The organism is Mycobacterium sp. (assembly GCF_049280035.1).
GTDB lineage: Bacteria > Actinomycetota > Actinomycetes > Mycobacteriales > Mycobacteriaceae > Mycobacterium.
This window is the reverse complement of the sequence record NZ_JBAPPI010000232.1, coordinates 1-2,788: the sequence shown is the minus strand read 5'-3', so window position 1 is coordinate 2,788 and position 2,788 is coordinate 1. Positions and strand designations below refer to the sequence as shown.

The following is a 2,788-nucleotide window of genomic DNA, read 5'->3' as shown; positions in this document are numbered from 1 at the left end:
GTGACGTGCCGCCCGACGGCTACGCACCGCGAGCCGCCTTCGAGATCGAAGTCATCTGCGACAAGGGTTTTCCGTCCTACTTCCTGATCGTCGCCGACCTGATCAACTACGCGCGGTCGGTCGACATCCGGGTCGGCCCGGGCCGCGGCTCGGCAGCCGGGTCGCTGGTGGCCTACGCGCTGGGCATCACCGACATCGACCCGATCCCGCATGGGCTGCTGTTCGAGCGGTTCCTCAACCCGGAACGCACCTCGATGCCCGACATCGACATCGACTTCGATGACCGCCGCCGCGGCGAAATGGTGCGCTACGCCGCCGACAAGTGGGGACATGACCGCGTTGCCCAGGTCATCACCTTCGGCACCATCAAGACCAAAGCGGCGCTGAAGGACTCCGCCCGAATCCACTACGGGCAGCCCGGTTTCGCGATCGCCGACCGGATCACCAAGGCGCTGCCGCCAGCGGTCATGGCCAAAGATATCCCGCTGTCGGGCATCACCGATCCCAACCACGAGCGTTACAAGGAAGCCGCCGAGGTTCGCGGCCTGATCGACACCGACCCCGATGTGCGGACCATCTACCAAACCGCGCGCGGCCTGGAGGGCCTGATCCGCAACGCGGGTGTGCACGCATGCGCGGTGATCATGAGCAGTGAGCCGCTGACCGAGGCGATCCCGCTGTGGAAGCGGCCGCAAGACGGCGCCATCATCACGGGCTGGGATTACCCGTCGTGCGAGGCCATCGGCCTGCTGAAGATGGACTTCCTGGGGCTGCGCAACCTGACGATCATCGGCGACGCGATCGAGAACATCAAGGCCAACAGGGGAATTGACCTTGACCTGGAATCCGTGCCGCTGGACGACAAGGCCACCTTCGAGCTGTTGGGCCGCGGTGAAACGCTGGGGGTGTTCCAGCTCGACGGCGGGCCGATGCGCGACCTGCTGCGCCGCATGCAGCCCACCGGATTCGAAGACGTCGTCGCGGTGATCGCGCTGTACCGGCCCGGCCCGATGGGCATGAACGCCCACAACGATTACGCCGACCGTAAGAACAACCGGCAGGCGATCAAGCCTATTCACCCCGAACTCGAGGAACCGCTGCGCGAGATCCTCGCCGAGACCTACGGCCTGATCGTGTATCAGGAGCAGATTATGCGCATCGCGCAGAAGGTGGCCGGCTACTCGCTGGCCCGAGCAGACATTCTGCGCAAGGCGATGGGCAAGAAGCAACGTGAAGTCCTGGAAAAGGAATTCGAAGGCTTCTCGGAAGGCATGCAGGCCAACGGGTTCTCAGCCAAGGCCATCAAAGCATTGTGGGACACCATCCTTCCGTTCGCCGACTATGCGTTCAACAAGTCGCATGCCGCCGGATACGGCATGGTGTCGTACTGGACGGCCTATCTGAAGGCGAACTATCCCGCCGAGTACATGGCGGGACTACTCACCTCGGTCGGTGACGACAAGGACAAGGCAGCCGTCTACTTGGCCGACTGCCGCAAACTCGGCATCACCGTGCTGCCGCCGGACGTCAACGAGTCGGGTTTGAACTTCGCCTCGGTAGGCACCGACATCCGCTACGGGCTGGGCGCGGTACGCAACGTCGGCGCGAATGTGGTTGCCTCGCTGCTGAACACCCGTATCGAGAAGGGCAAGTTCACCGATTTCTCCGACTACCTCAACAAGGTCGACATCGCGGCGTGCAACAAGAAGGTCACCGAATCGCTGATCAAAGCCGGCGCATTCGACTCGCTGAAGCACCCCCGTAAAGGGCTGTTCCTGGTGCACACCGACGCGGTGGACTCGGTGTTGGGCACCAAGAAGGCCGAGGCGATGGGGCAGTTCGACCTGTTCGGCGGGGACCCGAATGATGGGGGAGCAGGCGCTGACGCGGTGTTCACTATCAGGGTTCCCGACGAGGAGTGGGACGACAAACACAAACTTGCGCTGGAACGCGAAATGCTGGGCCTGTACGTATCCGGACATCCGCTCAACGGGGTGGCGCATCTGCTGGCGACTCAGGTCGATACCGCAATCCCGGCGGTGCTCGACGGCGACATCCCCAACGACACCCTGGTCAAGGTCGGCGGCATCCTGGCGTCGGTGAATCGCCGCGTCAACAAGAACGGAATGCCTTGGGCCTCAGCGCAGCTGGAAGACCTCACCGGTGGTATCGAAGTGATGTTCTTCCCGCACACCTACTCGGCCTTCGGTGCTGACGTCGTCGACGACGCGGTGGTGCTCGTCACCGCAAAGGTCGCGATCCGCGATGACCGGATTGCGCTGATCGCCAACGACCTTGTGGTGCCTGACTTCTCCTCCGCACAACTGGATCGGCCGTTAGCAGTCAGCTTGCCGACCCGACAGTGCACCATCGACAAGGTCAGCGCGCTCAAACAGGTGCTGGCACAACACCCCGGCACATCGCAGGTGCATCTGCGGCTGGTCAGCGGGGACCGGGTCACCACGCTCGAGTTGGACTCGTCGCTGCGGGTGACACCATCCCCGGCGCTCATGGGCGATCTCAAGGCTCTGCTCGGTCCGGGTTGCCTGGGCAGCTAGTTTATGTACTACCCGGTACACTGTGCCCGCCTAGTGGTCCAGAGCTCGGCGCAGCATCCGATCTGCGAGGGTGCCGTTACACGTAGAAGCCGGCCAGGGGAGGCACACGGCATCAAGAGCGGGCGACCACTGCGGAACGTGGGCACCTTTGTTGACAAGGGAAGACAAGCCGACGGCAGCGTGGCCGAAAGTCCTTCGGGGCGCATCGATCCCGAACCGGACGGCTAAAC

Annotated in this window: 1 protein-coding gene; it reads left to right on the top strand. The window is 63.4% G+C overall.

The annotated features are described in order from the left end of the window. A partial coding sequence (dnaE, locus tag WAN71_RS07550; protein WP_422224737.1) for a DNA polymerase III subunit alpha occupies positions 1-2,558 on the top strand: 2,558 nt, incomplete at its 5' end. Positions 2,559-2,788 lie beyond the last annotated feature (230 nt).